19 protein-coding genes and 5 pseudogenes are annotated in these 26,136 nt (G+C 36.3%); 13 read left to right on the top strand and 11 right to left on the bottom strand.

From position 1 onward, the window contains the following. Positions 1 to 2 precede the first annotated feature (2 nt). The gene (locus OPR46_RS05725; protein ID WP_265043231.1) at positions 3 to 1,487 is read left to right on the top strand and encodes a DegQ family serine endoprotease; all 1,485 of its coding nucleotides are present in this window, start codon (positions 3 to 5) and stop codon (positions 1,485 to 1,487) included. A gap of 116 nt (positions 1,488 to 1,603) precedes the next feature. Continuing rightward, a pseudogene (gene terL, locus OPR46_RS06810) lies at positions 1,604 to 3,046 on the top strand (phage terminase large subunit). 241 nt (positions 3,047 to 3,287) lie between these two features. Here the strand turns inward: terL and OPR46_RS05745 are convergent. Both OPR46_RS05745 and OPR46_RS05750 read right to left on the bottom strand, forming a co-directional pair. After that, a complete protein-coding gene (locus OPR46_RS05745) occupies positions 3,288 to 4,856 on the bottom strand; it encodes a hypothetical protein (protein WP_265043233.1) in 1,569 nt (522 codons plus the stop codon). Between the two features lie 88 nt (positions 4,857 to 4,944). Continuing rightward, positions 4,945 to 5,523: pseudogene (locus OPR46_RS05750) on the bottom strand (hypothetical protein); the annotation flags it as partial. A gap of 525 nt (positions 5,524 to 6,048) precedes the next feature. On the opposite strand from OPR46_RS05750, the gene OPR46_RS05755 reads away from it, so the two are divergent. The 6 genes from OPR46_RS05755 to OPR46_RS05780 all read left to right on the top strand — a co-directional run bounded on the left by OPR46_RS05755 (position 6,049) and on the right by OPR46_RS05780 (position 11,234). Then, complete coding sequence (locus OPR46_RS05755) at positions 6,049 to 7,494, top strand: hypothetical protein (RefSeq protein WP_406833336.1); 1,446 nt, start codon at positions 6,049 to 6,051, stop codon at positions 7,492 to 7,494. Between the two features lie 271 nt (positions 7,495 to 7,765). Next, positions 7,766 to 7,951 (top strand): hypothetical protein, encoded by a 186-nt coding sequence (locus OPR46_RS05760; RefSeq protein ID WP_182319534.1) that lies wholly within the window; start codon positions 7,766 to 7,768, stop codon positions 7,949 to 7,951. Between the two features lie 32 nt (positions 7,952 to 7,983). Further along, the gene (locus tag OPR46_RS05765; protein ID WP_265043235.1) at positions 7,984 to 9,885 is read left to right on the top strand and encodes a hypothetical protein; all 1,902 of its coding nucleotides are present in this window, start codon (positions 7,984 to 7,986) and stop codon (positions 9,883 to 9,885) included. Next, positions 9,867 to 10,565 (top strand): hypothetical protein, encoded by a 699-nt coding sequence (locus OPR46_RS05770; protein WP_265043236.1) that lies wholly within the window; start codon positions 9,867 to 9,869, stop codon positions 10,563 to 10,565. The genes OPR46_RS05765 and OPR46_RS05770 overlap by 19 nt, the downstream gene beginning before the upstream one ends. Further along, positions 10,534 to 10,824 (top strand): hypothetical protein, encoded by a 291-nt coding sequence (locus OPR46_RS05775; protein WP_265043237.1) that lies wholly within the window; start codon positions 10,534 to 10,536, stop codon positions 10,822 to 10,824. The genes OPR46_RS05770 and OPR46_RS05775 overlap by 32 nt, the downstream gene beginning before the upstream one ends. A gap of 200 nt (positions 10,825 to 11,024) precedes the next feature. Further along, positions 11,025 to 11,234, top strand: a complete 210-nt coding sequence (locus OPR46_RS05780) for a hypothetical protein (protein ID WP_265043239.1) — start codon at positions 11,025 to 11,027, stop codon at positions 11,232 to 11,234. 102 nt (positions 11,235 to 11,336) lie between these two features. On the opposite strand, the gene uvrB is transcribed toward OPR46_RS05780, so the two are convergent. Then, positions 11,337 to 13,244, bottom strand: a complete 1,908-nt coding sequence (uvrB, locus tag OPR46_RS05785; RefSeq protein WP_265043240.1) for an excinuclease ABC subunit UvrB — start codon at positions 13,242 to 13,244, stop codon at positions 11,337 to 11,339. 395 nt (positions 13,245 to 13,639) lie between these two features. Then, positions 13,640 to 13,960 (bottom strand): annotated as a pseudogene (locus tag OPR46_RS05790) (transposase); the annotation flags it as partial. 85 nt (positions 13,961 to 14,045) lie between these two features. Here OPR46_RS05790 and OPR46_RS05795 point away from each other — a divergent pair. Continuing rightward, a pseudogene (locus OPR46_RS05795) lies at positions 14,046 to 14,878 on the top strand (IS982 family transposase). Between the two features lie 22 nt (positions 14,879 to 14,900). Then, positions 14,901 to 15,014 carry a transposase gene (locus tag OPR46_RS06815; RefSeq protein ID WP_406833318.1) on the top strand — a complete coding sequence of 38 codons (114 nt, stop codon included), beginning with the start codon at positions 14,901 to 14,903 and terminating at the stop codon, positions 15,012 to 15,014. A gap of 553 nt (positions 15,015 to 15,567) precedes the next feature. Here OPR46_RS06815 and OPR46_RS05805 read toward each other — a convergent pair. The 4 genes from OPR46_RS05805 to OPR46_RS06905 all read right to left on the bottom strand — a co-directional run bounded on the left by OPR46_RS05805 (position 15,568) and on the right by OPR46_RS06905 (position 18,182). Beyond that, entirely contained in the window at positions 15,568 to 15,954 is a 387-nt protein-coding gene (locus OPR46_RS05805) for a cytochrome c-type biogenesis protein (protein WP_182309927.1), read from the bottom strand. Then, positions 15,938 to 16,978 carry a hypothetical protein gene (locus OPR46_RS05810; protein ID WP_265043242.1) on the bottom strand — a complete coding sequence of 347 codons (1,041 nt, stop codon included), beginning with the start codon at positions 16,976 to 16,978 and terminating at the stop codon, positions 15,938 to 15,940. The genes OPR46_RS05805 and OPR46_RS05810 overlap by 17 nt, the downstream gene beginning before the upstream one ends. Next, complete coding sequence (locus tag OPR46_RS05815; protein ID WP_264722965.1) at positions 16,971 to 17,333, bottom strand: ferredoxin family 2Fe-2S iron-sulfur cluster binding protein; 363 nt, start codon at positions 17,331 to 17,333, stop codon at positions 16,971 to 16,973. The genes OPR46_RS05810 and OPR46_RS05815 overlap by 8 nt, the downstream gene beginning before the upstream one ends. 558 nt (positions 17,334 to 17,891) lie before the next feature. Continuing rightward, the gene (locus tag OPR46_RS06905; protein WP_265043243.1) at positions 17,892 to 18,182 is read right to left on the bottom strand and encodes a hypothetical protein; all 291 of its coding nucleotides are present in this window, start codon (positions 18,180 to 18,182) and stop codon (positions 17,892 to 17,894) included. A 402-nt stretch (positions 18,183 to 18,584) separates the two neighbouring features. Between OPR46_RS06905 and OPR46_RS05825 the strand changes: the two genes are divergently transcribed. The 3 genes and pseudogenes from OPR46_RS05825 to OPR46_RS05835 all read left to right on the top strand — a co-directional run. Further along, positions 18,585 to 20,138, top strand: a complete 1,554-nt coding sequence (locus OPR46_RS05825) for a Mur ligase family protein (RefSeq protein WP_265043244.1) — start codon at positions 18,585 to 18,587, stop codon at positions 20,136 to 20,138. 6 nt (positions 20,139 to 20,144) lie between these two features. After that, positions 20,145 to 20,735 carry a COQ9 family protein gene (locus tag OPR46_RS05830; protein WP_265043245.1) on the top strand — a complete coding sequence of 197 codons (591 nt, stop codon included), beginning with the start codon at positions 20,145 to 20,147 and terminating at the stop codon, positions 20,733 to 20,735. Positions 20,736 to 20,757: 22 nt separating this feature from the next. Continuing rightward, positions 20,758 to 21,054, top strand: a pseudogene (locus tag OPR46_RS05835) (hypothetical protein); the annotation flags it as partial. On the opposite strand, the gene rsmD reads toward OPR46_RS05835, so the two are convergent. The 3 genes from rsmD to OPR46_RS05850 form a co-directional block, all read right to left on the bottom strand. Beyond that, positions 21,046 to 21,594, bottom strand: coding sequence for a 16S rRNA (guanine(966)-N(2))-methyltransferase RsmD (rsmD, locus tag OPR46_RS05840; protein ID WP_010082416.1), 549 nt, complete (start codon positions 21,592 to 21,594; stop codon positions 21,046 to 21,048). The pseudogene OPR46_RS05835 and the gene rsmD overlap by 9 nt on opposite strands. Positions 21,595 to 21,716: 122 nt before the next feature. Next, on the bottom strand, positions 21,717 to 22,349 hold the full coding sequence (locus tag OPR46_RS05845; RefSeq protein ID WP_265043247.1) for a WD_0853 family protein: 633 nt from the start codon (positions 22,347 to 22,349) through the stop codon (positions 21,717 to 21,719). Beyond that, positions 22,339 to 26,058, bottom strand: coding sequence for a TrbL/VirB6 family protein (locus OPR46_RS05850; protein ID WP_265043248.1), 3,720 nt, complete (start codon positions 26,056 to 26,058; stop codon positions 22,339 to 22,341). The genes OPR46_RS05845 and OPR46_RS05850 overlap by 11 nt, the downstream gene beginning before the upstream one ends. Between the last annotated feature and the right edge of the window lie 78 nt (positions 26,059 to 26,136).

Here is a 26,136-nt window from a genome sequence, read left to right on the forward strand (position 1 = left end):
TTATGAAAAGTAAGGCATTTATTTTATCTATATTTGCATATTTTCTAATTGCGTTTTCTTCGTATGCTAATATGTTTGATTGGAATGCAAAAAAGGTCGTTGATGCTAGCACTACTGCATGCAACTGTAATCAAGGACTTGCCGATTTAGTGGAAGAACTCATTCCTGCGGTTGTAAATATTTCAAGCGAACAAATCATCAAACAAGAAAATAACAGCAGAACTAGAGTTCCATCTATGCCAGGAAATAATTTTTTTGATGATTTTAGAGAGTTTTTTGAGCATTTTGATCAGTTTTTTATGGATAGGGGCCCTAGTGTTAACAAAGAGGTGGTGTTGCTTGGTTCTGGGTTTATTATAGATAAAGGTGGAACTATAGTAACCAATTATCACGTTATTAAAAACGCCAAAGATATCACAGTTACTATGAACGATAATACTTATTTCAAAGCAGAAGTTTTAGGCTATGATGCAAGAACTGATCTTGCTGTGCTTAAGATTAATTCTGATAAAGATCTTTCTTCTGTTGCATTTGGTGATTCTGATAAAGCAAGGGTTGGTGATACGGTTATGGCAATAGGTAACCCATTTGGTTTGGGTGGCTCTGTAAGCACAGGAATTATATCTGCAAGGTCCAGGGACATTAGTATTGGCACTATGAATGAATTTATTCAAACTGATGCTGCAATTAATAGGGGTAACTCTGGAGGACCGTTATTTGATTTAAATGGAAAAGTTATAGGTATTAATACTGCTATCTATTCTCCATCTGAGTCTGGCGGCAACGTGGGTATAGGTTTTGCCATACCATCTAATTTAGCTATGTCAATTATTGACACATTAAAAAGTGGCAAAAAAATAAAACATGGTTGGCTTGGTGTGCAAGTTCAGCCTATAACGAAAGAATTTGCTGAGTCCTTAGGTTTAAAAGATATAAAAGGCGCATTGGTTGCAAGTATAGTAAAGGACAGTCCTGCAGAAAAAGGTGGGATTAAAGTAGGTGATATATTATTAGAATTTGACGGTAAAAAAATCGATAGAATGACACAATTACCTCAAATGGTTTCAAGAGCTGGACCTGAGAAAAAAGTGCAAGTTAAGTTACTTAGAAAGAGCAAAGAGGTTAATATTAAAGTTGTGATCGGAGAATCTACAAATGATGGCCAAGATAACAATCAAGAAGAAAATAAATCAACATCTGATTATGTAACCGGTTTAACTGTTTCAAATCTGCCAAAAGAATCAAAAGAAAGTAATCCTACAAAAGGTGTGATAGTTACCAATGTAGATAGTAACAGTAATACCACGCTGCGTGGTATTAAAAAAGGAGACATTATTATCCAATTAGATGGAACCGATATAGAAAATACTAATGATTTTCAAAAACAAGTTGATTCAGCAGTAAAGAAAAACGGTAAAGATTCAATAATGTTGCTCATTTACCGCAATGGAAATCAATTCTTTACTTCGATAAAGTTGAAGAAATAGCACTCGTAGGTTATTTACTAAATTAGCAGCATTGTAAGCCTGTCATTGTAACACCTCAATCTTACAAGACAAATCAAAACTATTAAAGTCTACATTCCATTCACTAAAATACACATATGGATAATATAAATTTTCTAAAATTCATTGAACTGTGCTTTCAAACGGTGGTGCAGGGATGTGAGTATAATGATTATCAGTACATAAAAGTCATAGCAGACAGGCTGGAAGCAGCGAATGCTGGCGAAGTAAGGCGCATAATATTCAATATGCCTCCGCGTTCAATGAAGTCCATATGTATGAGTGTTGCGTGGCCCGCATGGATACTGGGAAATCAGCCAACTGCAAGAATAATAGTTGCAAGTTATTCTAAGTTGCTTAGTGAAAAACATTCGCTCGATACCAGGTGCATAATGCAATCTGATTGGTATAAAGAACTATTTCCAGAGGTAGAACTATCCAAGGACCAGAACACTAAATATAAATTCCAAACAGTGCAGAGAGGATACAGAATCGCAACATCAGTTGGAGGAACATTAACCGGTGAAGGTGGTGACTTTATTATTGTGGATGATCCGCTTAACCCTGCTCAAGCTTTGAGTGAAACATTTAGAAAACGTGCCACAAACTGGTTCGATCAGACTTTAGTAACGAGACTCAACGATAGAAAAAAAGGAGTAATTGTGCTTGTGATGCATAGGCTCCACCTGGAAGACTTAACTGGGCACCTCTTATCCAAGCCAAAAAACATATGGCATCACATTTGTTTGCCAATGATTTCTGAAAATAAGGAGGTTATAGCCTGGAGGGAGGAAGAGAAGAAGTTGAGATGATATAGCTCTTTTTACAATAATCCGAACAGACCGTAATATGCTACTGGCCTGCTATAGCCATAAACACATATCTTATCGCATTCGGACTATTATAAGAAAGGCTATACGCTTTTGCTGCTCAATATCAACAAAACCCCCTGCCGCTTTCAAGCGGTATAATTAAACAAGAGTGGCTAAAGCGCTATAAAAATTTCCCTGATAATCTCTCACATGTAACTCAAAGCTGGGACACTGCAGTTTCAACAAACGATTCCAGCGACTTTAGCATCTGCACGACCTGGGCAAAAATAGATAATAAATTCTATTTACTTGATGTATATCGAGCAAAGCTTGAGTACCCAAAGCTTAAAGAGCAAGTTCTGTCACTAGCTGCAAGATGGATGCCACACGCAATTTTGATCGAAGCAAAAACGAGTGGTCAACAATTAACACAAGAGCTAAAGGCAAATAGCGATCTACCGATTATCGAAATAATTCCACACAATGACAAACTCACTCAAAATTGTTCCGGTGATAGAGTCTAGCAGGGTTTTTCTGCCACAGCAAGCGGTATGGTTAAATGATTTCGAGTACGAAATTTTAATGTTCCCAGAAGCTTGCCACGATGATCAAGTGGATAGTACGGTGCAATATCTGCAATGGATGAGAAAAACCAACACCAGTGCTTTCAGGGTCAGGGACTTTGGCCCCAACCCTAATAAACCATTTAGATGGTTAAGATATATCTAAAAACCTAAATTTATTTCCCCAAAGCTTCTCACGTACGCTCTACAGAATGTGAGTTTACCTGTTGCACACTACACTCTGTAACCTTTAAAGGGGCACTTCCCTTATGTTGTAAAACAGGAGAAGCAGGCGATCCCATAGAAGAAAAACCACTAGCTCTATTAGAGTTATCAGGTGACGATAATTGTGCTTCTGCAAGTCGCCGTAACTGTGATTCTTTACTCTCACATAGAAATCTGCTTAGCTAACTTTTCCCCTCAGGAGTATGCGTCAAGTATAAAAGCCGCTCCTTCCCAGGGGAGAAAGAGTTGGAGTCTAGCTTCTTTTGCAGCTCAGGAGAAAGAAATAGGCGTAGTTCCTTCCTCTCGTCACTAGTAAGAGGTTTTAGTCCACCTGACGCACCTTCATGCGTAGGAGAAGTCACCGCTGAGGATGGATTACTTCTTGCTCTTATTCTAGCTGGGAATGAAGAAAATAGCTTAGACACAGGTGGTTTTTCAGTTACAGGAGTTTCAGGAGTACTTCGCGTTGTATCACGCCCTACATCATGTCGCTTAAGGTTTACGCCATATTGCTTCTTAAAAGGTGAAGAGAGCAATTTTTTTATTTTTTGAAGACCACCCCCATGTTTCTTCTCCGGAGATTTACTATCTTGTGACTTTGCTTCAGAACACTCATCACTACTTTTTCGATCACTTTCATCAGTAACTTGCTGTTTTTCAGGTTCCTCATTAGAAACCTCAAGATTTAAGAATGTTGAATCATCCCATGCTATAGGAGAAGGAGTCAATGATGGCCTATGTCTCACTTGCTGACCCCGAATCTCTATTAGCATACTTTCATCAGCACCTTTCGATGATGAAGGTCTACTCTGTGTCCATGATAAACCACTAGGTCCTGGTTGGGTAAACTGCGTTGACGACATCCATTTATTTCCGGACGTGCTTTGTGATAACAAAGGGTTCATTGGCTGAGACCAAGTACTAGGTCCTGCTTGCACATTTTGAGCAGCACTTACACATTTCTCTGTACCCTGACTAACTGCAGTATAACTCAGATGTGAACGTGGCAAGAATTCTCCACTCGTTCCAGGAACATCTAACTTTTTATGCAGCATAAAAGATTCTTCCAACCCTTGCCTGGGAGACTCTCCTAATCCTACACCCTGACTCCGCGTGGGAGACTCCTGTTTCAGTGATGGTTCAGTTAATAGCGTTCGAGGAAGCCCAGGATCAATCTCTATTTGACCATCTTTGCTGATTACAGAGTTTTCTATAATTACAGGAATTAAAAGAGCAATCTGTCTATTGGAAAAAGCATATACACCACCAAATCTACCTGATCGTGTGGTTTCAGTTTGACCTTTAATATCAGTCAAAAGATCATAACCAAATTGAGCATTAATCTTATTTGCCTCACCACGATTTAGGTACCTTGAAATATTACCCTCTTTGATTGTAGGTATAAAAGCAAAGCGATCTCCATTACTTATCTTGTCTTTATCGATAAACTCATCATAGTAATACCTGTGGATTGATATTTCAGTTAAGCGAAAGATTAGCTCGCCTATAGCATCCTTGTAGTGTTTAGCTTTCACTTTTAAATTATCACTGTGCTGAAGGTAAAAATTATACCCCACCTCTTTTTTAGAAGCTTCTGTTATATTTCTAATGAAACCAATATTTTCAACATCTTTAACATATACCTTATTGCCATCAATATGATAGAAATCTGAATAACTACAACCATGCTCCTCCATTTGTGCTTGAAGTGCCATCACAAAATACGTTTGCAGATTTGGGCCATTAAACAACAGACATTTTATATAACTAGATGACGGATCCATTTTTGCCTGCTTTATACTTGCGTTTAAAGTCTCTTCAATGCGTTTTTTACCAAGATGATGTTTTTTCTGCTTTTTTATCTTCCTTTTCTGTAGATGCCTCTACCGCAGCCGCCAACTCAACTCCAAACATCTCTGCGAACATTGTAACAATCCATCCGACAACGGCCATTTGTAACCTGAGTTTCAGATCTTGCAATGCAGTTAATCTTTCTAACGCCCTTGCAAACTCTTCTTCTGATAACTCACCACTGCCTAATTTCTCCTGCAATTCTTTTACCTCTTTGTCCAACCTCTGATTGAAACTTAAATCGCGTGCAAAAATCTTCTTGATTAACTCCTTAAGCTTATCACACAAAAACTTCATTATCGCAGCAATCAGGTTTTTTTCTTTCTTCTCCTTGAGCATTTGGTAGATTTTCGGATCATCTACATCTACTTCAAAAAGGTTGAAGAGAGATTCAAAGAAATTCCAGAAATCTCCGATTACTCTTCCTTTTTCACTAGTGAAGTAATCCTCATCATCACCTTCTCCGATATGTAGATCTGCTTGAGATGATATTTCATCGACACAACTAGAAGCCTGACGCTCACACTCGAGCCTCCTGAGCAAATCTTGTCTGGTGAGCTCCTCTACGCACTGCCTCTATTGTCTGATATAGCTAAAGTGACTTACGATAATTTGAAAAACAAAAATTCGTCATTCCGCTACTTGTTAGCGAAATCTATACCGCGAATGAATCGCGGTATGACGTAGGACTGCTGTCATCCCAGTGCGTGACACTGGGATCTCGTTCCTTAACTTTATAGTGTAAATTATTTCAAATTGTGTCTAGCTGCAAGTATAATAATTTCCATTTATAGATAAAGTATGTTGCAAATGTTATGCCAAAGAGTATAATAAAATCCATATCAAATACTTTACAAGAAAAAGTGGGATAGAGGCAAAAGCAAACACTAATAAGGATAATTTAAGAAAAGCGCATGCTAGGGTTTGAAGAAGCAGTAAAAATAAAAATATTATTGAAAGGTTAAATAGCACATGATATAATGTATATATAGTGTAAAAATGTAAATAATTTTATTAACATCTTTACATTAATAGTTCTTAAATATTTAGTACTGTAGAATTAAATTATTAAGTTTTATGAAGGAAGTAAAAATGGTGGAAAGCTTTTCAGGTAACAACAAAGGCAGTAATTTTATTGAGAAGGCAAAAATAATGGAAAATTTTTCAGATAATAACGGAAACGGTAGCTCAATCTTCCAAGGAAAAATCAGGGAGCAAGATTTCTCTGCAGAGCAGAAGTTAAATGAACTAAAAGCAGCCATAGAGGAGCTCACCAGACAAGATTTGCTCAGGAGGCTCGAGTGTGAGCGTCAGGCTTCTAGTTGTGTCGATGAAATATCATCTCAAGCAGATCTACATATCGGAGAAGGTGATGATGAGGATTACTTCACTAGTGAAAAAGGAAGAGTAATCGGAGATTTCTGGAATTTCTTTGAATCTCTCTTCAACCTTTTTGAAGTAGATGTAGATGATCCGAAAATCTACCAAATGCTCAAGGAGAAGAAAGAAAAAAACCTGATTGCTGCGATAATGAAGTTTTTGTGTGATAAGCTTAAGGAGTTAATCAAGAAGATTTTTGCACGCGATTTAAGTTTCAATCAGAGGTTGGACAAAGAGGTAAAAGAATTGCAGGAGAAATTAGGCAGTGGTGAGTTATCAGAAGAAGAGTTTGCAAGGGCGTTAGAAAGATTAACTGCATTGCAAGATCTGAAACTCAGGTTACAAATGGCCGTTGTCGGATGGATTGTTACAATGTTCGCAGAGATGTTTGGAGTTGAGTTGGCGGCTGCGGTAGAGGCATCTACAGAAAAGGAAGATAAAAAAGCAGAAAAAACATCATTAAAGGAAGAAAATAAAGAAGTTTGCGAAAACGTAGAAATGAAAGTGGATGAAAGAGAAAAACCTAAAGTGCCAGTTTTCCTTTTTGACGTTTCACCCGGATTTGTAAGGCCGGTTGTTCTGAGCAAACCAGAACTTGATCTTTTACCAAAACCTATAATGCCTCCTATATTTAAAGAGGTTATAAACAATGAGAACCGCGAGGTAAAAGAAACAAAACCAAAAGTGGAAGAAGAGAAAAAAGCGAAGCAGGAGGAACCGAAGAAAGAGGTGTGTCCACCGAAACCTGCGGAGAAGGAGCCCGTGGTGAGAGGGAAAATAGCTGATTTTATAAGTATAGGAGCATCTACTGGTCGCAGCAGGGATGCAAGTGAAAGTGCTAATGGAAGAGGAACCACGTCTGCTGATAAGTCTAGCAGTATTAGTGGAAAAGAATCCAAGTCTACTGATGAGCATAAAACAGATGACCCTTTTGCTAAACTTAGAGAAAAAGTTGCTCAAAGGAATACCCAAGCTGATGTTAAGCACGATTATCCAATTGGTCATTTTCAAGTTTCATCAGGAACTACTGATAATGGAAAATCTAGTGCTGATCAGCGTAGTTCTGCAAGTGATGCTAAAGAAAATCCTAAGTCAAAATTTACTGATGTACTTGAGGAACCTGCAGCAAGAGGAAATGGTAATACACCATTGAGATAGCTAGTGTTAGCTACTTGTGTGATAAAGAACACCGGATCTCAGTGTCTGGGCACTGGGATGACATTCTATGTTAGAATGGCTACTAAGGCGACAAGAAAAGGTCTCTTTTTGGTACCTCTTTCTTGTCATCCCAGCGCGTGACGCTGGAATCTAGAAACTAGAGTTATGAAAAAAGAGTGAATAAAAATTTTTAAAAAAAATATAAAAAAGTGCTTGCACTTAATTTTATTTTTAGTACATTAGTTGCATAATATTTTTACTGGAGGGTAATATGCATGGTAGTAATGATAATGGTGGTGGTAATAAGTGGCCTTCACATAAAAAGGTTGAGTGGATTGGTCCTGATAAGTATAAAAACTACGAGCAACAAAGTGAAAGCAGTAAGCCTAATACACAACTGGGTAGTAGTAGTGCTACTAGTGCCGGTAGTAGTAAAGATAAAGGAAAAAGCAAGTAATGTTGTTTAGTAAACATTTTAATGGGGGAGTTATGAGTAATTCTGTAGAAAACCTGGTTAATGCATTTAACTTAAATAATTATTTTTGTGAAAGGGTTAATACTAATTTTACTGTAAAAGGTAACAAGATTGTTGGGTTATTTGCTGATGACACTGACGTAGCAGAATATCTACATGGAATAGGAGAGGAAATAATAAAGCAGCACTACAGTAATGGAAGTGAGGTAGCACATAAATATTATAACTTAAATTACTTTCCATTTGTTTTAGGTGCTAATCCTAGCAAGAAAAAAAGTGACATAAAAGGTGTAATGGAAGTAAAGCTTGCAGATTCTGTAAATCGTGAAGTAATCCGTAACTTGAAGATTCATTTAGTTAATGAGTTTAGGAGGGCTGTAATATTGAAACTGGTTGCACGTTTACAAAAAGCAGTAGGAATAACGGAGGAAAAAGCGCATGAATGGGTAGGAAAAACTTTTGGAATAGCAGCAACAGGTAAGTCTTCTTCTTATCTATACTGTATTGTTTTTAGCGACGAGTATTTGAGGAAGGAGGGGTATGATTCAGAGACTTTTGAATTACTTAAAAGCGAGTATATTAAAGAGTTTTACTTAAGGTTAGAAAACTGTGGCCTTAAGAGTTCAGACTTTTATGAATATAAAGATGATATGTTGTATATTAAAAACATTAGCGATAAGGTAGTCAGGAGTGTAGCAGAATATGAGAGGGGGCGAGTAGCGCTTGATTTTAGAACTCCAGGCACAGAAGATTCTAAAGTTGGGAATTTTAAGGATGTTCTTGGCGATTTTATTTTTAAACGGACAGGAAAACCAATTAATGCTTATGGATATGATATTTTTGCAGATGAAGGAAAAATAGGGAGTGGCAATAATTTTGTTCTTATACCTTTAACAAAAGCGTGTGATGATCAGCTTGAATTTTTAAAGTGTAAGGATGTGTACAAAATTAATATAGAATATAAAAATCTTATGACTGATATCAGAGGCAAGACAGCAGATCCAGATATTAACAGTTGTGAAAACCCAATTTACGCTTTCTCTAATAAAGGAATTGCTCAGTTACTTCCTAAAATTATGGAGTCTGCAATTACATATAATAAAGAAAACAAATGTTTTGAATTTGCAGTTGATCCTGGAAATTTTAGGAGACGTGACTCGATAAGAGGTAGTCAATCCTCCTCAACAGTAAATTCTCCACTCAATTCTCCTACACATGCAGGACCGAGTGGACTAAGAACACCGCCCAACCAAAGAGACAGAGATAGTGGTTATGATAGTAATTCACCTCCGAAACCTAAGGATTCTGGTTCTTCAAGTGGTGGTCCAAGTTCTGGCTTAACTGAATTGTCATCACCGACACAGGAGTTTCCCAAGCGAAGTCGTGGTAAAGGGTTAAAGAGGCCTCCCAGGCAAGGATCAGAAAGAGAGGAAGGAAAAGGGGGGCTGTTTCAGTTGGTGCCGGGGGAAATAGATCCAAGTCAATCCACTTGTGGTCAATCACAGCTATCTTTAGGTACTGGTAAAGGTATGCTAACAGAGGATAATATTCCGGATCAGAAAAGATCATCATCGATTCCTACTCCTATAGCATGGGATGATTCAACATTCTTAAATCCTGAGGTTTCTAATGAGGAATTTGAAAAACAGCAAGTTACTGATAAAAGTGATCGAAAAAGTAGTGATGAGTGTTCTAAAGCGAAGCCACAAAAGCAAGAACGTGATTCGGTGTATTCAAGTGCAAGTACTCCTGAGGGTTCTGTAAGTAAAAAACCATCTTTAAGTAATCCACCCTCAGGAGTGACTTCTCCTGTTACTGAACCAGATGATGGCGGATTTCTCAATAGACCAAAAATACGAGAATTACGTTCTAAAACGAATGTGGTATTCCAGAACCCTTGCCACAAGATGCCGTAAGCAAGCCAAATGTGCCCGGGGACCGTAATTCTAAAATTTCTAAAGATAGTGGTTTCGAGTCGCTTGAGTGGCCACAGTCGAATTCTTCTATCACTACTAGTACTGTTCCAGGGATATCTGAATCAAGGAAAGATCTAAATCCTCCCGTAGACAATAAGCGTCCACAGTCACTGCCACTTGCGGGTTTTTCTACTTGTGCTAGTAATGAAACAGTAAAAGCTTTTTTGTGTTTTCTAGATTATTTTTCTTCTTCTGAAGGGAAGAAGCAACTACCCTCACTTCTTTCTTCTGAGGCGGGAAAGCAGTTATCCTCGATTTCTGATCCTTGTGAACAGGAAAACCTACTAGACTTTCTTTTTTCTACTGAGAGGAGTAAGCAACTATGCTCGCTTTTTTCTTCTGAGAATAAACAACAACTGCATTCACTTTTTTCTCTTAAGGGAAAAGAGCTACTGTTTTCACCTTCTCCTGAGACGCAAAAGCTGATACCTTTAGTTCTTTCTCCTAAAGGGAAAGAGAAACTACCCTTACTTTTGTCTCCTGAGGGAGAGCGAATATCCAAACCTTTCTCTCCTGAGGCAGGCAATATAATATCCTTACTTATTTATTCTCGTGTAGAACCTAAAAATATGTCACACCGTTCATTTCGTGACAAAATTAGCAAAATGGCTTCACCGTAATTCTTCACTCTCAAAAGTGGCTTCTCCTCAAGAAAAACCTCTTACTAATGACGAGAAGAAGGAACTACGCCCATTTCTTTGTCCTAAGCTGCAGAAGAAACTAGATTCCAACTCTCTTGAGGATGCACAGTTAAAATACTTGCTGTATACTCCTGGTGGGAAAGAGAAGCTAGACTTACTCCTTTCTTCTCCTGAGAAAGAGGAGAAGCAACTACACTCAGATTTACCTTTTAAGACAAAAAAAAGGCTTACTTTTTAAATTCTTTGGTGATGAACAAGAAATTAGTCGTAACGTTTCTACAAGTTCTGCAGATAGTGGTTTAGGGAAGTCGCTTGAGCGGGGACAATCACCGTCGCTTATTGAAAAGTTTAATAATAAATCTCTTATAAATTCTAGGGTAGATTCTCCTAATATCAAGAAATATAGCTCTTTTTACAATAATCCGAACAGACCGTAATATGCTACTGGCCTGCTATAGCCATAAACACATATCTTATCGCATTCGGACTATTATAAGAAAGGCTATACTTGCAAGAAGGAAAAGAAGTTTTTGTATAAGCGGTTTGTACCTAATCCACCGCTCTCAGCCACCTAAGCGTTTTATTAGGGTTAGGGCCAAAGTCCCTGACCCTGAAAGCACTAGTGTTAGTTTTTCTTGTCCATTGTAAGTATTGCATGGTACTAAATGTTTAAAAAGTATTAATATAAAGATATCAATAAAATTATTTACACTTTCATGCTATGCCCATAGCATCATATATTACTTAACCTTACAATAATTTTTTTATTCTTGCTGCTTCTTCAAACTCCAAATTTTTAGCATGCTCTATCATTTGCTTTCTCAAATCATCCTTATTAGTATTTACTTTCGGTTCTGCTATTGCCCTCTCTTGTAAGGTGTTTGATATAGGTTTTACTATAGTCTTCGGGATAATATTGTGCAATATATTATGTTCTTCTTGTTTTTTTCTTCTTCTTTCGGTCTCTCTTAATGCACAATCTAAAGAACCAGTGATTTTATCTGCATACAAAATTACTCTACCCTCAGCATTACGCGCAGCACGACCGATCGTTTGAATTAATGAAGTTTCTGATCGCAAAAATCCTTCTTTATCAGCATCCAAAATTGCAACCAACCCACACTCTGGAATATCAAGACCTTCCCTCAGCAAGTTAACACCTACTAAAACATCGATTTCTTTAGATCTCAATTTGTATATAATTTCTATTCTCTCCAGCGCACCAATATCAGAATGCAAATAACTCACTCTCATATTTAACTCACTCATATATTCAGCTAAATTTTCAGCCATTTTTTTCGTCAATGTAGTGATTAAAACACAAAATCCCTTCCCTATTGTCACTTGTGCCTCATGAATTACATCATCAATTTGACTCTCTATTGGTTTTACAATGCAGATTGGGTCCGTAAGCCCTGTTGGACGGATAACTTGCTCTATAAATACATTACTGGTCTTTGCCAACTCATACTTTCCGGGAGTGGCTGAAATGTAAACAGTCTGCGGCCTAACTCCCTCCCACTCTTCAAATTTTAATGGACGATTATCAAAAGCGGAAGGGAGCCTGAAGCCATAGTCGATCAATTTCTTTTTACGCGCCTCATTACCACTGTACATCGCACCAACCTGAGGAACGGTGACATGACTCTCATCAACAAATAAAATTACGTCTTTAGGTAAATATTCAAACAAAGTAGGTGGTGGATCCCCAGCTTCCATTCCATAGAGATAACGCGAATAATTTTCAATACCTTTACATATTCCTGTTGTTCTCATCATTTCGATATCAAAATTAGTGCGTTGCTCGAGGCGCTTTGCTTCAACAATCTTGTTTCGCGAGTAGTAATAATCCAAGCGTTCATGCAGCTCTTTTTTGACTAGTTCAATTGCCTGCAACAAAGCCTCACGCGGGGTTATGTAATAGCTATTTGGAAAAATGGTGATTTTATTTACGCCTTTGGTAACATTGCCCGTTATAGCATCAACTTCAGAAATTTCTTCTATTTCATCGCCAAATAACGATAAACGCCAAGCTTTATTTTCATAATGGGAAGGAAATATATCAACAATATCGCCGCGCACTCTGAAATATCCTCTCTCAAACCTGGCATCAGAGCGCTTGTATTGAAGATCAGTTAAGTTGCTCAGGAAATCATTAATACGAATTTTATTTCCAACACTAAGCGGTATGATCATGCTGCGGTAGCTCTCAGGCGAACCAAGACCGTATATGCAGGAAACACTGGCAACTACGATCGTATCCCTGCGCTCCAAAAGGGAGCAGACGGTGGAATAACGCAGCATCTCAATTCTTTCGTTAATTGCAGAATCTTTTTCGATATAAGTATCAGTTTGTGGTAAATAGGCTTCAGGTTGATAATAATCATAATAAGAAATGAAGTATTCAACAGCATTATGGGGAAACAATCCTTTCATTTCCTCATAAAGCTGTGCTGCTAAAGTTTTATTGTGTGCCATAATTAATGCAGGCCTGTTTGTCCTTGCAATAACATTTGCCATAGTAAAAGTTTTCCCAGAACCAGTAACTCCAAGCAAAACCTGATCTCTTTTATTGCTATTTAGCCCTGCAATTAAGCTATCGATTGCCTGTGGTTGATCCCCAGCCGGTTGAAAATGTGTAGCGATTTGAAATTCCATAGACTTTACTTACTATCTTTGATTCATTGTATAGTAAACACTATATTGCTTTTAAGATAAGTTGTATAGCTATCGTAAAGCCATAAAACATTAACCAACAATGTCATGCAAGTAGCTGACACTGGAATCTTGTTTCAATGTTAAACAAAATACCATAGAATTCAAGAAGACAATTCCTAAAAAATCCCTACATCCAAAAAAAGGCAAAATGCTGCTTGAATAAGCTAAATTTTTTTAGATGCAAAAACAATAAAACATAGTTGATACTAAAGTTATAGTACTCCTATGACAACGTTACAAAAATTAAGGAAATGGATAGCTCTGATCAATTGGAATAGTATTTTCAGGTACCGGTGATCAATATGACATTTTTAAAATAAAGATTTAGAACCTGTTTAAAATCTTCTCAATAGAAGAGAAATGAAGGAAAGAACGACCATTTGTAGGCTAGTGTTAAGTTTTCGCTCGCAATTTTTCCACAATCGTCTGCATTTTTCTAACCAAGCGAAAGATCGCTCTACAACCCATCTTTGTGGCAATACAGCAAAGGAATGTAATTCACTTCGTTTTATTACTTCTACAGTTGCTCCAATAATCGTTTTTATTTGAGTTGCAAAATTTTCTCCTGTATAACCTGCATCGACCAGTATATTTTTAACTTCCGAGAGGTTTTCTTTTGCGCTTTCAACCATTCTCACAGCACTGCTAACCCCAGTTGTAAATTAGAAAAAATAGAAAAGGTAAGGAAATAGGGTAAACTCCGAGGTATTTGATATTCATTCCTAAAATAGGAGGTTACCAATGAAAGAAAAAGTAACAGAAATCTTTTGTATAGTCGATGATTTTTGCAATACAGTCGATGAAAATTTTGCAGAAAAACTTCTACCAAGTGGCAAAAAACCAACCAGGACGCCAGAGATTACGCATTCAGAGATTTTTACCATAATATTGCTATATCAAGTGCGACAATTTTAAAATTTTCTATGTGCATTATTTGAAATTATTATACGAATCAGCGTTTCCAAAATTGCCATCCTATAGTAGGTTTATCAGGTTAAAATCGCGGGTTTTATGGTATTTAGCGCTCTTAATGCAATGGTTTTGCGAACAGTCAAAAGTGAAAGGGATTTCGTACATAATCTATCGCTGTTTGCCATCCAAAAAGGACCTCGAGAAACAAAGTTTTCAAAGGGTTGGCAAAGATTGGAAAGACTACTTATGGGTGGTTTTTCGGTACATCTAGTAATCAACGAAACTGGCGAAATTCAAGGGGTTACGGTGACAAAAGGCAACGTTGATACCTGTGCCAAATTTAACTAAGAAATTGACTGGATTATTGTTTGGAGATAAAGGATATATCAAAAAAGATCTTTTTCACGAATTATTCGATAGAGGGTTAAAGCTTGTAACCAGTATAAAAAAGGGTATGAAAAACTCATTAATGGCGCTAAATGAGAAGATTTTGTTAAGAAAAAGATCGATTATTGAGACAGTTTTTGGCTCTCTGAAAAACAAATTTGAGATTGAGCATACTCGCCATAGATCACCGATAAATTTTTTGGTACACATTTTTTCTACGCTTGTTTCATATTCTATACAGCCGCTGCATTTCTAAGCTTTACTTCGTTGGCTAATCCGCAACTGGGGTATATAGGGTTGACACCAAGGCAATATTCTTCTGGAGAAGTTGATCGGCATGGCAGCATATCAAAGATGGGACCAGCGGAATGTAGAAGTATAGCCTTTCTTATAATAGTCCGAATGCGATAAGATATGTGTTTATGGCTATAGCAGGCCAGTAGCATATTACGGTCTGTTCGGATTATTGTAAAAAGAGCTATATGTTATATGAAGCTGCACAAACAATGCTTACAGTTACCAAGAGGACATTTAAATTAAAAAACTGGGGTTGCGAAGAAAAAAGGAATGAAAAAAGCAATTGTAGCAGTAGCAAGAAAATTAGCTGTAATTATGCATAGGATGTTGGTTGATAAAACAGAATTTTATTATCAATAAACATCAAAAGAGCATAGGACAATAATTTTATTGAAAACAAAGATAGCAATGCCGATGGAAGGGACAAGCAAGAACTTAGTTAGACTTCGTGGTAAACATGTTGCCGTCCACTTCCGCCTAACAAGCATGATGCGGCTTGACAAATTTATTGTCATCTCAGACCGCGGAGAGAACCATATGCTACTTTTAACTTATGTAAAATTACCAAGGATTATGGAGAAGATATGCTGTTTTGATTTGTGTGAAAATTATTGTTGACTTATGTGCAATTAGAGAACCTAAGTCACTTTAGCTATATATAAAAGGTTTAAGTGGTTGTATTGATGTATCTTTGTATTAAAAAACACCCAATAAGCAGAGTTGTAAGTGGAATAAACCACAAAATGTAAGTGCTAGATTTTATAGGTGGTACGATTATAATTGAATTGCCGTAAGAATTTTTTAACTCTGAGATTATCTCTTCATCTGTGTATCCATCATTGATTTTTTTACGAATTGCTTCTCGCATATCATACGCGATCTGAGATCCAGATTCAGACAATGATTCGCCAGAACATATTGGACACCTTATTATTTCAAATAAACTGGTTGCTCGTTTTTCCATGCTTTTATCTCTGAGTTTATTATCCAGAGTAAAAGCGTTTACGCCTGAGTGGAATATCAATATGAAAAGTAAGCTAATTACTATTCTCATTCTTGGTTAATTGGATTATTTTACTGAGTTGGTTCATAAAATCAGTGATGGATAACTTTCCAATAAAGCTTGACCCTACATCATCATCGTACTTTATTGAAAATTGAATGCCATTATCAGTTGTTTTTTCTGATAAGGAAGGTACTAATTTTTCGAACGCATCTGAAGTTTTTGAGTCACCAATCATAAACGAGATTAATTCTTTATAATTTGATATAGCCACGTTGATTTTGTCTTTAAATGAATATGTAACTAAGTTGTAATTGTTTACCCCACCATCTGCAGCAAAAGAAAAATTATTACTTTGAATCAAAAATTTCTCTATATTGAAATTAATTCTGGAAGCTGAGATGTCGTTTACAAATTCATAATCAAATTTAGTGTCGATACTAAGGTAACTTTCAGGACTTGCAGTATTTTTATACCGATAAGTATACAAATCAAATCCTAGCTTAGCATTTCCACTCAGTTCTTTATCGAGGTAAAATTGAATGTAATTACTTTTATCATTCACTTCAGTTATAACACTTTGCTGATTTTCTGAAACATCACATTTTAATCCATAATCTTCGTAACGAAGTGTACCTATATAGTCTATCACGGTACTATTTCTGTTGAATCGCAATGAAGATGGTAAATCGTTTAGTCTAACAACAAAGTGGCTGCTATCGTTTGTGTGGCATTTTATATTCTTTTTCTCATCATCATGAACAGCAATGTTGACTTCATTGCTTGGTATGTAGATATATACTGATTTATCAAACAATCTATTTTTTATCAATAAAGCATCAGATGAGATGGTTAATTGCTCATTGGAAAATTTTGGGTTTGTCACACGGAAAATTAGGTTAGAAGGAAATCCACTAAAATCATGTGAAATATCAAATTTTTCGTCGTTAATGTATAGTATTGTTTCAGCTAAAAGATTTTTTACCTTACATGCAGAAAAATACCAAAAACCACTATACGCTACAGGAACAAACAAAAGTAAAGAGACGATAATATAGATAAAAATCTTACGCATGATTCCCCTGTTTATCTAATGATATGTTTCTTGTACCCCTTGGTATGGTTACACACAAGCCGTCGATATCTTTTGTAATTTTTATTTGGCATCCAAGCCTCGACGTCTCTGTTAAGCCGAAAGCTAGGTCTAACATATCATTTTCCTCATCAGATATAGGGTTATGTATTTCTACAGCATTATAAAACTTTGGATCAACAATTACATGGCATGTAGAGCAAGCAAGAGAACCTTCACATGCACCTTCAAGCAGATCTGGAGCACTTCTATGGGCTAAATTGAGCAGAGTTTCTCCCTCTGCAGCTTCATAGCTTTTCTTACTCCCATCAGGTAAAATAAAAGTAACAGATGGCATATTATTCCTATTAAAATCCTTACTAATTTCTCTATATCCTACAGGTAATAACTAATATTTGCAAACTCTTTGCAATTCCAGTGCCTATATTTCTTGTTATCCAAGTATCTCCTTTAGCATAGATCCCGCTAACAAGTAGCGGGATGACGATTGTCAGGGTGTCATCCCAACGCCCCTATGATGTCATTCAAGTAGCTGACACTGGTTCCTTTATGATGGCAGCGCCCCTATGATGTCATTCCAGTGCTCCTTTCTCGTCATCCCAGTGCTTGACACTGGGATGGCTTTGTTGCATCGCTAGCTATGATGGATTAAAGATAAAAAAGATAGGGAATATCAGTAGCTTATTATTCTGGTATTTATAACAAGAACGGTCAATGAATACCTAAATTTGAGTAAAAGAAATTTCACTACCATTTACCAATCCGGCTAAAATTCAAGAATTTCAATGCTTTAGCTATTTTCAATAGAATTAAATTTATTAATATAAATAACAAATTACTATTCTTAAATTTGATCAGATTGATTGCAAAAAAAACAAGATTTTCAATAGTTTGCTTATAATCCTATAGCCTTTCTTATAATAGTCCGAATGCGATAAGATATGTGTTTATGGCTATAGCAGGCCAGTAGCATATTACGGTCTGTTCGGATTATTGTAAAAAGAGCTATAACTATAGTTAGCCTTTCATAAGTAGCGATGCACCAAAGCCCACTGGGATCCAGGAAAGTTTGCTTGTAAGCAAGCAAACTAGCACAGAAAGTGGTTACAACATTTTCAATGAGATTATATGGAAAACTGGATTCCAGTGTCAAGCACTGGAATGACATCATAGGAGCACTGACCATTTTCGGTCTCTTAAGTTGCTTTAGCTACAAACATTAAGAAATTTACCAAATAAAAAAAAAGGCAAAAGAAACCCCGTAGTAGCTAGCATTCAAATTCTCCCTTGTCAATTTGACGTTTTTTGCTGTCTTAAACGCTTTGTAAGCGCGTTTCGGCTTATATAGGTAAAAACCCAGAAATTTTTAAAGACATGCGATGCACGTAGTGCGAAAAATTAAACATGAGACGCCAAATACCCCAAGTTTTTTGTCATTAACCCGCACAGATTGCGAAGATAAATAAATAGCTTCAGTTTCATGATAAGGGCGCTGGCGGAGTTTGTCAAGGAAGTTTTTTGTTTCTATTGAATGACAGTTGTACCCTACGAAAGAAGTCTGTTGTAATTTGTACGATATCTTTATAAAATGGTTCGCATAAGTTATCTAGCAGTGCAACTAAACAAATACAAAAATCAAAACGTCGCGGTTTTTGGTCTTGGTAAAACTGGTTTATCCGCCATTAACGCTCTAACAAAGAGTGGTGCAAGAATATATGCATGGGATGATCATGAAGAGCAAATAGCAAATGCAAAAATGATGTATAAAAAATGTAATTTTATTCATCCCAAGGAATACAATTGGCATGAGATCAGTGCATTGGTTTTAAGCCCTGGAGTGCCAACAGAGCCACATTGGATAGTAAAACTTGCAAGGAGATTTGATTGCAAAATAAAATCAGACATTGAGCTATTTCTTGAAGCTAAAACTACGAACCAGAAGGTAATAGGCGTCACAGGAACAAATGGTAAATCAACCACTACATCACTAATAGGGCACATATTAAAATCTGCAGGGAAAAAAGTAGCTATTGGTGGAAATTTAGGCGTTCCTGTTTTGGATCTAGAAAGAGATGCAGAAATTTATGTAATCGAACTCTCCTCTTTTCAATTGGAGTTGATGAATGAAATTAACGTGGACATTTCAGCACTGCTCAATATTACACCAGATCACATAGATAGGCATGGAAGTATGGAGAACTACATAGCAACTAAATTAAAACTGATAAACGGTAGTGAGGTTGCCGTAATAGGATGTGACAATGAGATTACTGCTGATATATTCAACAAATTCACTGGAGACAAAATTCCGATCTCAGTAACATATTCCCCGATGTCATTCCAGCGCGTGACGCTGGAATCCAGAAAAGAAAAACCATTGCCAACTACTCAGATGACAGAGGGTGGTGCAAGAGATCTAATATCATTGGCAGGTAACAATTTGCTTGATTATAGTGAACAGATTACTGGTATAGATCGAAATTATCTGGATCCCAGTGTCAGCTACTTGGATGACAAAAGGGGCACTGGAATCCAGAAGATCTCGTTAAAACTAGAGAATCATAGCTTATCAGTAAGCAACGTGAAAATAAACCTAATATCCAACGCAGAAAACATAGCAGCCACATATGCCGTATGTAAGGTACTTGGAGTAGATAGCAACACTATTATCAATGGAATCAAGTCCTTTTCAGGACTGAGGCATAGGAATGAACTGCTTGGCAAAATAAGAAATGTGTTTTTCGTGAACGATAGCAAAGCAACTAATGCAAAATCGAGCGAAAAGGCGATCTTATCTTATGAAAACATAAATTGGATCGCTGGTGGAAGAAGCAAAAAAGGTGGAATAGAATCATTAAGCAAGCATTTTACAAGGGTTAGAAAAGCTTTTCTTATTGGAGAATCAACCGAAGCTTTTGCAAATGTTATGGAGAATAAAGTAGATTATGTTAAATGTTGCAATCTAGAAGATGCATTCAGATTGGCTTTTGAAGAGGCCTTAAATAGCGCAGAAGAAGTAACAATATTACTTTCTCCCGCGTGTGCTTCTTTTGATCAATGGAAAAATTTCGAGGAACGTGGTGAAGCATTTTGTAGAATGTTTGAAAATCTCAGGTACAATCACACATGCTGTTTAGTATGATGTTGCGTGGAACAAAAGTTAATAATAGATAAGCTAATTAGGGTTATTCCATTTGAAGGGATAAGCGATGAAACCCTATTAAAGGTGTGCACTGACCTTAATCTAGCTAATAGCTTTTGCAAATTTCAGAATGGAATATATAGCGCTTTGGAGCACATAGCAGAGGACTTAAATAGCTCAATGGAAGCTGAATTAAGAAATTCTAATTTAGAAGATATGAAAGTGCGAGAGCGAGTAAAGTTAGCCATTCAAATACGCCTTTCAAACTACGCTAAGCTACCGAATTATAGAGAACTTTTAAAAAATGTTTTATTATTTTCTGTATCACCAAAAAATACATATTTTTCTAGTAAACTTTTATACAGAACTATTAGTGCGATTTGGTATGGCATTCATGACCAATCAACAGATTTTAACTACTATACAAAAAGAGCAATATTAGCTGGAGTGTACTTAAGTACGATACTTTTTTTTATCAATGATTATTCAGAAGATTTTGCGGATACTTTATCGTTTCTTGATAACCGTATCAACAATGTCATGACATTTCAAAAATTCAAAACTCGCTTAAAAGGAATCATAGGAAATTTCTTATAAGCTATTGATTGTTGGTAGAAAAGTACTTGAGCACGATCCTGAAAAGGTTTGTGAAAATAAAAATATTCATGCTGATCATAAAGAACATTTAGTTTATCGTGAGGATAATGATGGTACAACAAAATACACCAGTTACGAAGAAAAAGAAAATAAATTTATTGAAGAAGCACATGAATATTTAATAGACTCTGAATTTATAGCTCTTTTTACAATAATCCGAACAGACCGTAATATGCTACTGGCCTGCTATAGCCATAAACACATATCTTATCGCATTCGGACTATTATAAGAAAGGCTATATATGCAAGTTTAAGTTGATAGAGAAAGAAAAATTATTCTTGCTATACCGTAAATACGTTCCAAGATTATACTAAAGTCTTTATTGCACTCAAAACCTTCGTTTTTCCTAATCTCTAGAATTATCAATGCATCATCACTTAACCAGCCTGAGTTAGCTAGTCCATTCAACGTTGATTCAACTAGATTGCTATTGTAAGGTGGGTCTATAAAAACTATGTCGCATTTTGAAATAGGTTTTGGTAAGCAGTTAGCACTGCAGCAAATTAGCGTAACATTGTCCGTAATTCCAAAATCTTCTGCTGTTTTTTTAGGCAGTTGCAAATTGTAATAATCTGAATCCACCATGAATGCATGTTTAGCGCCGCGAGAAAGCGCTTCAAATGAAAAAGAGCCACTTCCGCAGAACAAATCAAGTACATTCAAGTTATAAATAGGTTTTCTTGAGGAAAGTATACTAAATATTGCTTCTCGAACAATACTCATAGTTGGTCGTGCAGCTAAATGCTTACCTGTAGTTATTTTTCTTCCGCGATATTTGCCTGCAATGATGCGTAGCATATTAAATAAGCTCCAAAATAATTAATTATTTATACTATATGATTAATGTCAATATGGCTTTAGCAGTTTAATAGAGAGAAGCTATCGAGTCGCTTGTAAGAAAAACACAAACACAAGACTCATCAGTTATCTTTTTCTGATTTGCCTGTTGCATTTATTGCTTGACCAATCTCATCTTGTAAATCACCATAACTATTTCCTTCATCGTGATTGATCCCTTCAATTCTACTTTCTAATTCTAACTTAATTATAGTATTGATTTTATCTATATTATCAAGAAAGCCTCTACATTCTTCTTCACTATACTCTTTACCAGATGCCTTTTTTTCGATAAATAGACTTTTAAACTCTGTAAGATCAGAATTCTGATCGGTATTTAGTACAACATTTCTCTCTATGAAGCTAAGGTCTGATAGCAATAAACTAACCTCTAATAGCTCTTCACTTTTAATGTTTGCAAGATTATCAAGATTGTCTAAAATATTAGACATCTTAAGCCTTTCTTGTGCAATCTCTTTGTCTTCCTTATCAAATTCAGACAATAAACCATGATTATCTACAAATTTCTCACTCAAAGCTTTATTCAATTTAGCAAAATTGACATCCTTGTCAAGTGATGTGTTATCCCGCAACAAGTCTACCCTTGCCCTACGCGCATTTAAAATGTCGTCGTAGTCATTTAACTTTATGTTGCCATCTTTGTCTTGCTGCAATTTATAATAATCAAGGCCTTTGAAATTTTTATTAGTCTTCATCTTCAATCCTCTTCTCATCTCCTTTTGCATCTGGTTTCCTCATTGGTTCCGGTAATTTCCTTTTACTGTCTTCTCGATTTCTTTTTTCCTCTCTTTCAGCACGTTTTTTTATAGCTTCCTGGGTATTCATTTCAAAAAGTGCCTTAACGTACTCTTCTGGATTTTTTGGTTCTTTAAATAAAGGCTTAAGATTATAAACTTCGTCTTTTCGATCTCTTTCTTCTTTTCTTCTAGCTCTTTCAGCACGTTTTTCTACAGCTTCTGGAGTGTTCATTTCAAAAAGTGGTGAGAGGTTGTAAACTTTATTTTGACTTCTTCTGCCTTCTCTTTCAGCACGTTTTTCCATACCTTCAAAAGCAGATCCAAAATCATCAATTTCATCTGGGCCTTTTGGTTCCGTGCCTAAATTTCGTGTCACTTCATTTGATTGATCAGGCTTATCTTCTTCTGTTGGCTGATCATGCTGTAGTTGATTAGGCTTGTCTTCTTGTTCTGTGCTTAGTTCTCGTACTACCTTATCTGGCTGACCTCCCCCTCGTAGTCGAAGAGGGTCGCCTTCTTCTAGTGGCTGATCATGGTTATCTCTTACTAGTTCCGTGCCTAACTCTCGTCCTACCTTATTTGATTGATCAGGATTGTCTTTTTCTGGTTCTCTCTTACGGCCGATAGTGTAATCATGAAGCTTCTCTAAAAACTCTCTCCTATATTCTTTTGCTCTATAGAGTAGGTTATGATCATAGCTATGCTTTCCTATAGAATCAAGGCCATGCTTCCAAGTAAATTTCATAGCATCTTCTATTGTGTAGCCCAAATGTGATCCTACATATCCTTTATAATAATCTAAATATTTACCAATCCTTCTATGTGCAATATCTTCTTTATCAACTCCAAATGCCTTGTAAATTTTTTCCTCAAGCTTATCGACGTCATTTTTAGGTGATGTTGCAAACTTCGTTGCTTCAATAGTAGCACCTACAAATTTACGTGGCACATCAATAGCGTATTTCAGCACTCCTCCAACTCTTGGTACTCTCCCCAGCAGATTAGCTGCACCTCCAGCTAATCTATCCGGTAAATGAGTAGCCCAACTGCCTAAAGACTCTAACCCTCCACCAATTTTATCTTGCACTGCTGATTTGCCAAAATATAAGATTTGACTTACAAAAGACGCATCTGGGTCGCCATGTGCAGTAGCGCTTGGAGAATGCTTAGAATACATACTAGATATATTGTAAACGCTGAATCCACCACCAGCGATACTTGAGCCCATTTGTTGTACGAACGTGCGTAAGGAGAACATTAAAAATGAAAGCAAGAATAACACAAAGATTTCCCCTGCATTGATTAAATAACCTCTCTGTATGTCTTGCACCCTTTGGTAATCACTATTTTCTTGATAGTTTCTATTTACCTTATAAAAATTCTGTGATTGGCAGCTCCCATCTTGTCTAATTATATCTTGCACTAAAGACTTTATTTCACTTTTTAAACTTGGCTGTAGAATTACTTTTTCTATGATTTCCTTGTAATTAGTACACCTGCTTTCATTTCCTGGCTGCTTACAATAGATTTCTGTCTTTTTACTTATATTATTAATCAATAATAAGATATCATCTTTTTCTGATGCATGGGATAAACTATTTGTTAAACGCACTAAATCTTTTACACTACAGATATTATCTACTACCATATCACTTTCTGCAATATAATGGTCTGCTGGATTCTCTTTAGTACCAGGAATTGGGTTAAAGAAAGGATAATCTATATAACGAAACCCTTTTTCAATGTAATCCGGTGGAAGAGGGATATACCCAGCACCGCCAGTAAATTTTATTGTACCACCTTCTCTGCTTATCTTTTCTATACCTTCTATGTTCTTATCTACGTTCAGCGGAGAAGCTTCTCCAAGAGTGTAAGGTACGAAAATTTGCCCTGGGGTCCAACCAAAGTACTGCTTATCAACGATACAAAAACCACCAAACACCCATTTTGGAGCACATAACCTTACCTCAAACCATTTATTGTAGCATACAGTAAAACCTAACTGCCTATAAAAGGTATTCATTATAATGGAAGCCAGTAATGACAAGAGAGCAAATATCATAATCGACTGTAAACAAAAGCTGATGCAGAATTTTATCCAACCTTCAAATAGACTTTTCAGCGGTGAAAATAAAATAGAAATTAGAAACAGTGGCATAATGGCTATAAGAAAAGCTATACCCATAAAACCAGAGAGAAATATTATGTAAGCATATAAGCACAGCAAGAAGTATAGCAAAATCCCTATGAAAATTGCCGGTATCATAAGAAGGCTTGCCCACATTTGGTAATGCAAAAACGCTGCAAACTTTTTCCAAACAGAATAAGCAAAAAACTTATTGAACATGTCCTCCATGAAGCTAAACAACTTAGCTTCATCTCCTTGAGCAATACTTCCGGTGTTCGTGTTGGGAGCAAAGTTAGTAATTATACTTATCAATTGTTCAAGACCTTTAACGAATAAAACAAGAAAATGATCATAGAAAAATCTAAAACTTCCAGGAGATATAAGCACTATTACTAGAGTGATTTTTATCATTCTGATGAGCATATCGTGCTTAGTTTCTTGTATCATGCCAAAAAGATAAAGAAGCGATGAAATCATTACAAATAGAACAAGCAAGGAAAGAACAAAATTGTGAAAGCTCGTACTTTTTTCAGCTATATTTTCGAACATAGCTTGTGCAGCTGCAGGATCGTTACTGTTAAAATGCTTTTCACAATTTTTGTTAATCAATAATACACATTTTAGATAGTGATAAATGTAACCAAAAAACCCAAAACTACTTGGCTGCTGCACTCCACTTAAGAACTCAAAAGAGTAGCCACCTACATTATCTAAGTAATATCTATCTAATATTTTTACATATATTTTCCATCCCTTTTTTAATTTCACCGGGTTACAATTTCTGTCTTTTAATTTAGTGCTATCTCTGTCTAAAGTAAAAAGACCGCTCCCATTTTCTGCCACGGAGTTGTAACCTAGATGTACAGTAGGATATTGAGGATCGCGCATTAACTTTAGATTTTCGTTAGGATCATCTTTCCCCGTTTGAAACAAAAGATAAGCACCATGACCATTGGTAAACCAACATGGAGCACCACGTGATACTGTATTTGCGCTATCATCTTCATTAATGCACTTGCAATTTACAGTGCAACTTGTATCAGACTTACTTGAAAATTTTTGTATGCTAGGTTTATAATCATTACAAACTAAGTGAAAATTAGGTAAACTATTATCACTTTGTTTACCTAATTTAGTTGCATATTTTAACTGCTCCAAGCTTTGTAAGGTATAACTGCCTTTTTTAGATTCCTTCTTGTTATTATTACTCCAAGATGTCCATGCACCATTTACTCGCACTATTAAGCTATCTCCATTGGTTTCTAATCCAGTATCTTTCCACTTCACCACTTGGTTATGGTGAAAACCATAATTAATTTCACCAGTGTCAGGATCAATAACGCTTTCATCTTCACCTTCTGGAATAAAAGCATCATGATCGCTTGAAAAATGAGCGCTTACTGCAATAGGTTCAGGACCAAAATAGTCAGCAGATATGCACCTTGGAAAAGGCATATCGTTCTTACTACAACCTGTGATCAGCACATAAGCTGCAAGAAGTAATACCCTAAACCAACATTTGCCTAAACGTGATTGCATATCTAAACTTTTTCCAAATACAGAATAAATTTCTAAAACTTTACTTAAAATATCTTTTTAATTAGTTACTCCATAACA

This window comes from Wolbachia endosymbiont (group A) of Scambus nigricans, from assembly GCF_947251485.1.
Taxonomy (GTDB): Bacteria; Pseudomonadota; Alphaproteobacteria; order Rickettsiales; family Anaplasmataceae; genus Wolbachia; species Wolbachia pipientis.

Excerpts from the sequence above, each read along its gene's own strand:
- OPR46_RS05805 (WP_182309927.1), bottom strand. The coding sequence starts at position 15,954 with ATGAGAATAGTAATTAGCTTACTTTTCATATTGATATTCCACTCAGGC.
- OPR46_RS05810 (WP_265043242.1), bottom strand. The coding sequence starts at position 16,978 with ATGCGTAAGATTTTTATCTATATTATCGTCTCTTTACTTTTGTTTGTT.
- OPR46_RS05725 (WP_265043231.1), top strand. The coding sequence starts at position 3 with ATGAAAAGTAAGGCATTTATTTTATCTATATTTGCATATTTTCTAATT.
- OPR46_RS05845 (WP_265043247.1), bottom strand. The coding sequence starts at position 22,349 with ATGAAGACTAATAAAAATTTCAAAGGCCTTGATTATTATAAATTGCAG.
- OPR46_RS05850 (WP_265043248.1), bottom strand. The coding sequence starts at position 26,058 with ATGCAATCACGTTTAGGCAAATGTTGGTTTAGGGTATTACTTCTTGCA.
- OPR46_RS05760 (WP_182319534.1), top strand. The coding sequence starts at position 7,766 with ATGCATGGTAGTAATGATAATGGTGGTGGTAATAAGTGGCCTTCACAT.
- uvrB (WP_265043240.1), bottom strand. The coding sequence starts at position 13,244 with ATGGAATTTCAAATCGCTACACATTTTCAACCGGCTGGGGATCAACCA.
- rsmD (WP_010082416.1), bottom strand. The coding sequence starts at position 21,594 with ATGCTACGCATCATTGCAGGCAAATATCGCGGAAGAAAAATAACTACA.
- OPR46_RS05755 (WP_406833336.1), top strand. The coding sequence starts at position 6,049 with ATGGTGGAAAGCTTTTCAGGTAACAACAAAGGCAGTAATTTTATTGAG.
- OPR46_RS06905 (WP_265043243.1), bottom strand. The coding sequence starts at position 18,182 with ATGGTCAGTGCTCCTATGATGTCATTCCAGTGCTTGACACTGGAATCC.
- OPR46_RS05815 (WP_264722965.1), bottom strand. The coding sequence starts at position 17,333 with ATGCCATCTGTTACTTTTATTTTACCTGATGGGAGTAAGAAAAGCTAT.
- OPR46_RS05780 (WP_265043239.1), top strand. The coding sequence starts at position 11,025 with ATGCTACTGGCCTGCTATAGCCATAAACACATATCTTATCGCATTCGG.
- OPR46_RS05825 (WP_265043244.1), top strand. The coding sequence starts at position 18,585 with ATGGTTCGCATAAGTTATCTAGCAGTGCAACTAAACAAATACAAAAAT.
- OPR46_RS05765 (WP_265043235.1), top strand. The coding sequence starts at position 7,984 with ATGAGTAATTCTGTAGAAAACCTGGTTAATGCATTTAACTTAAATAAT.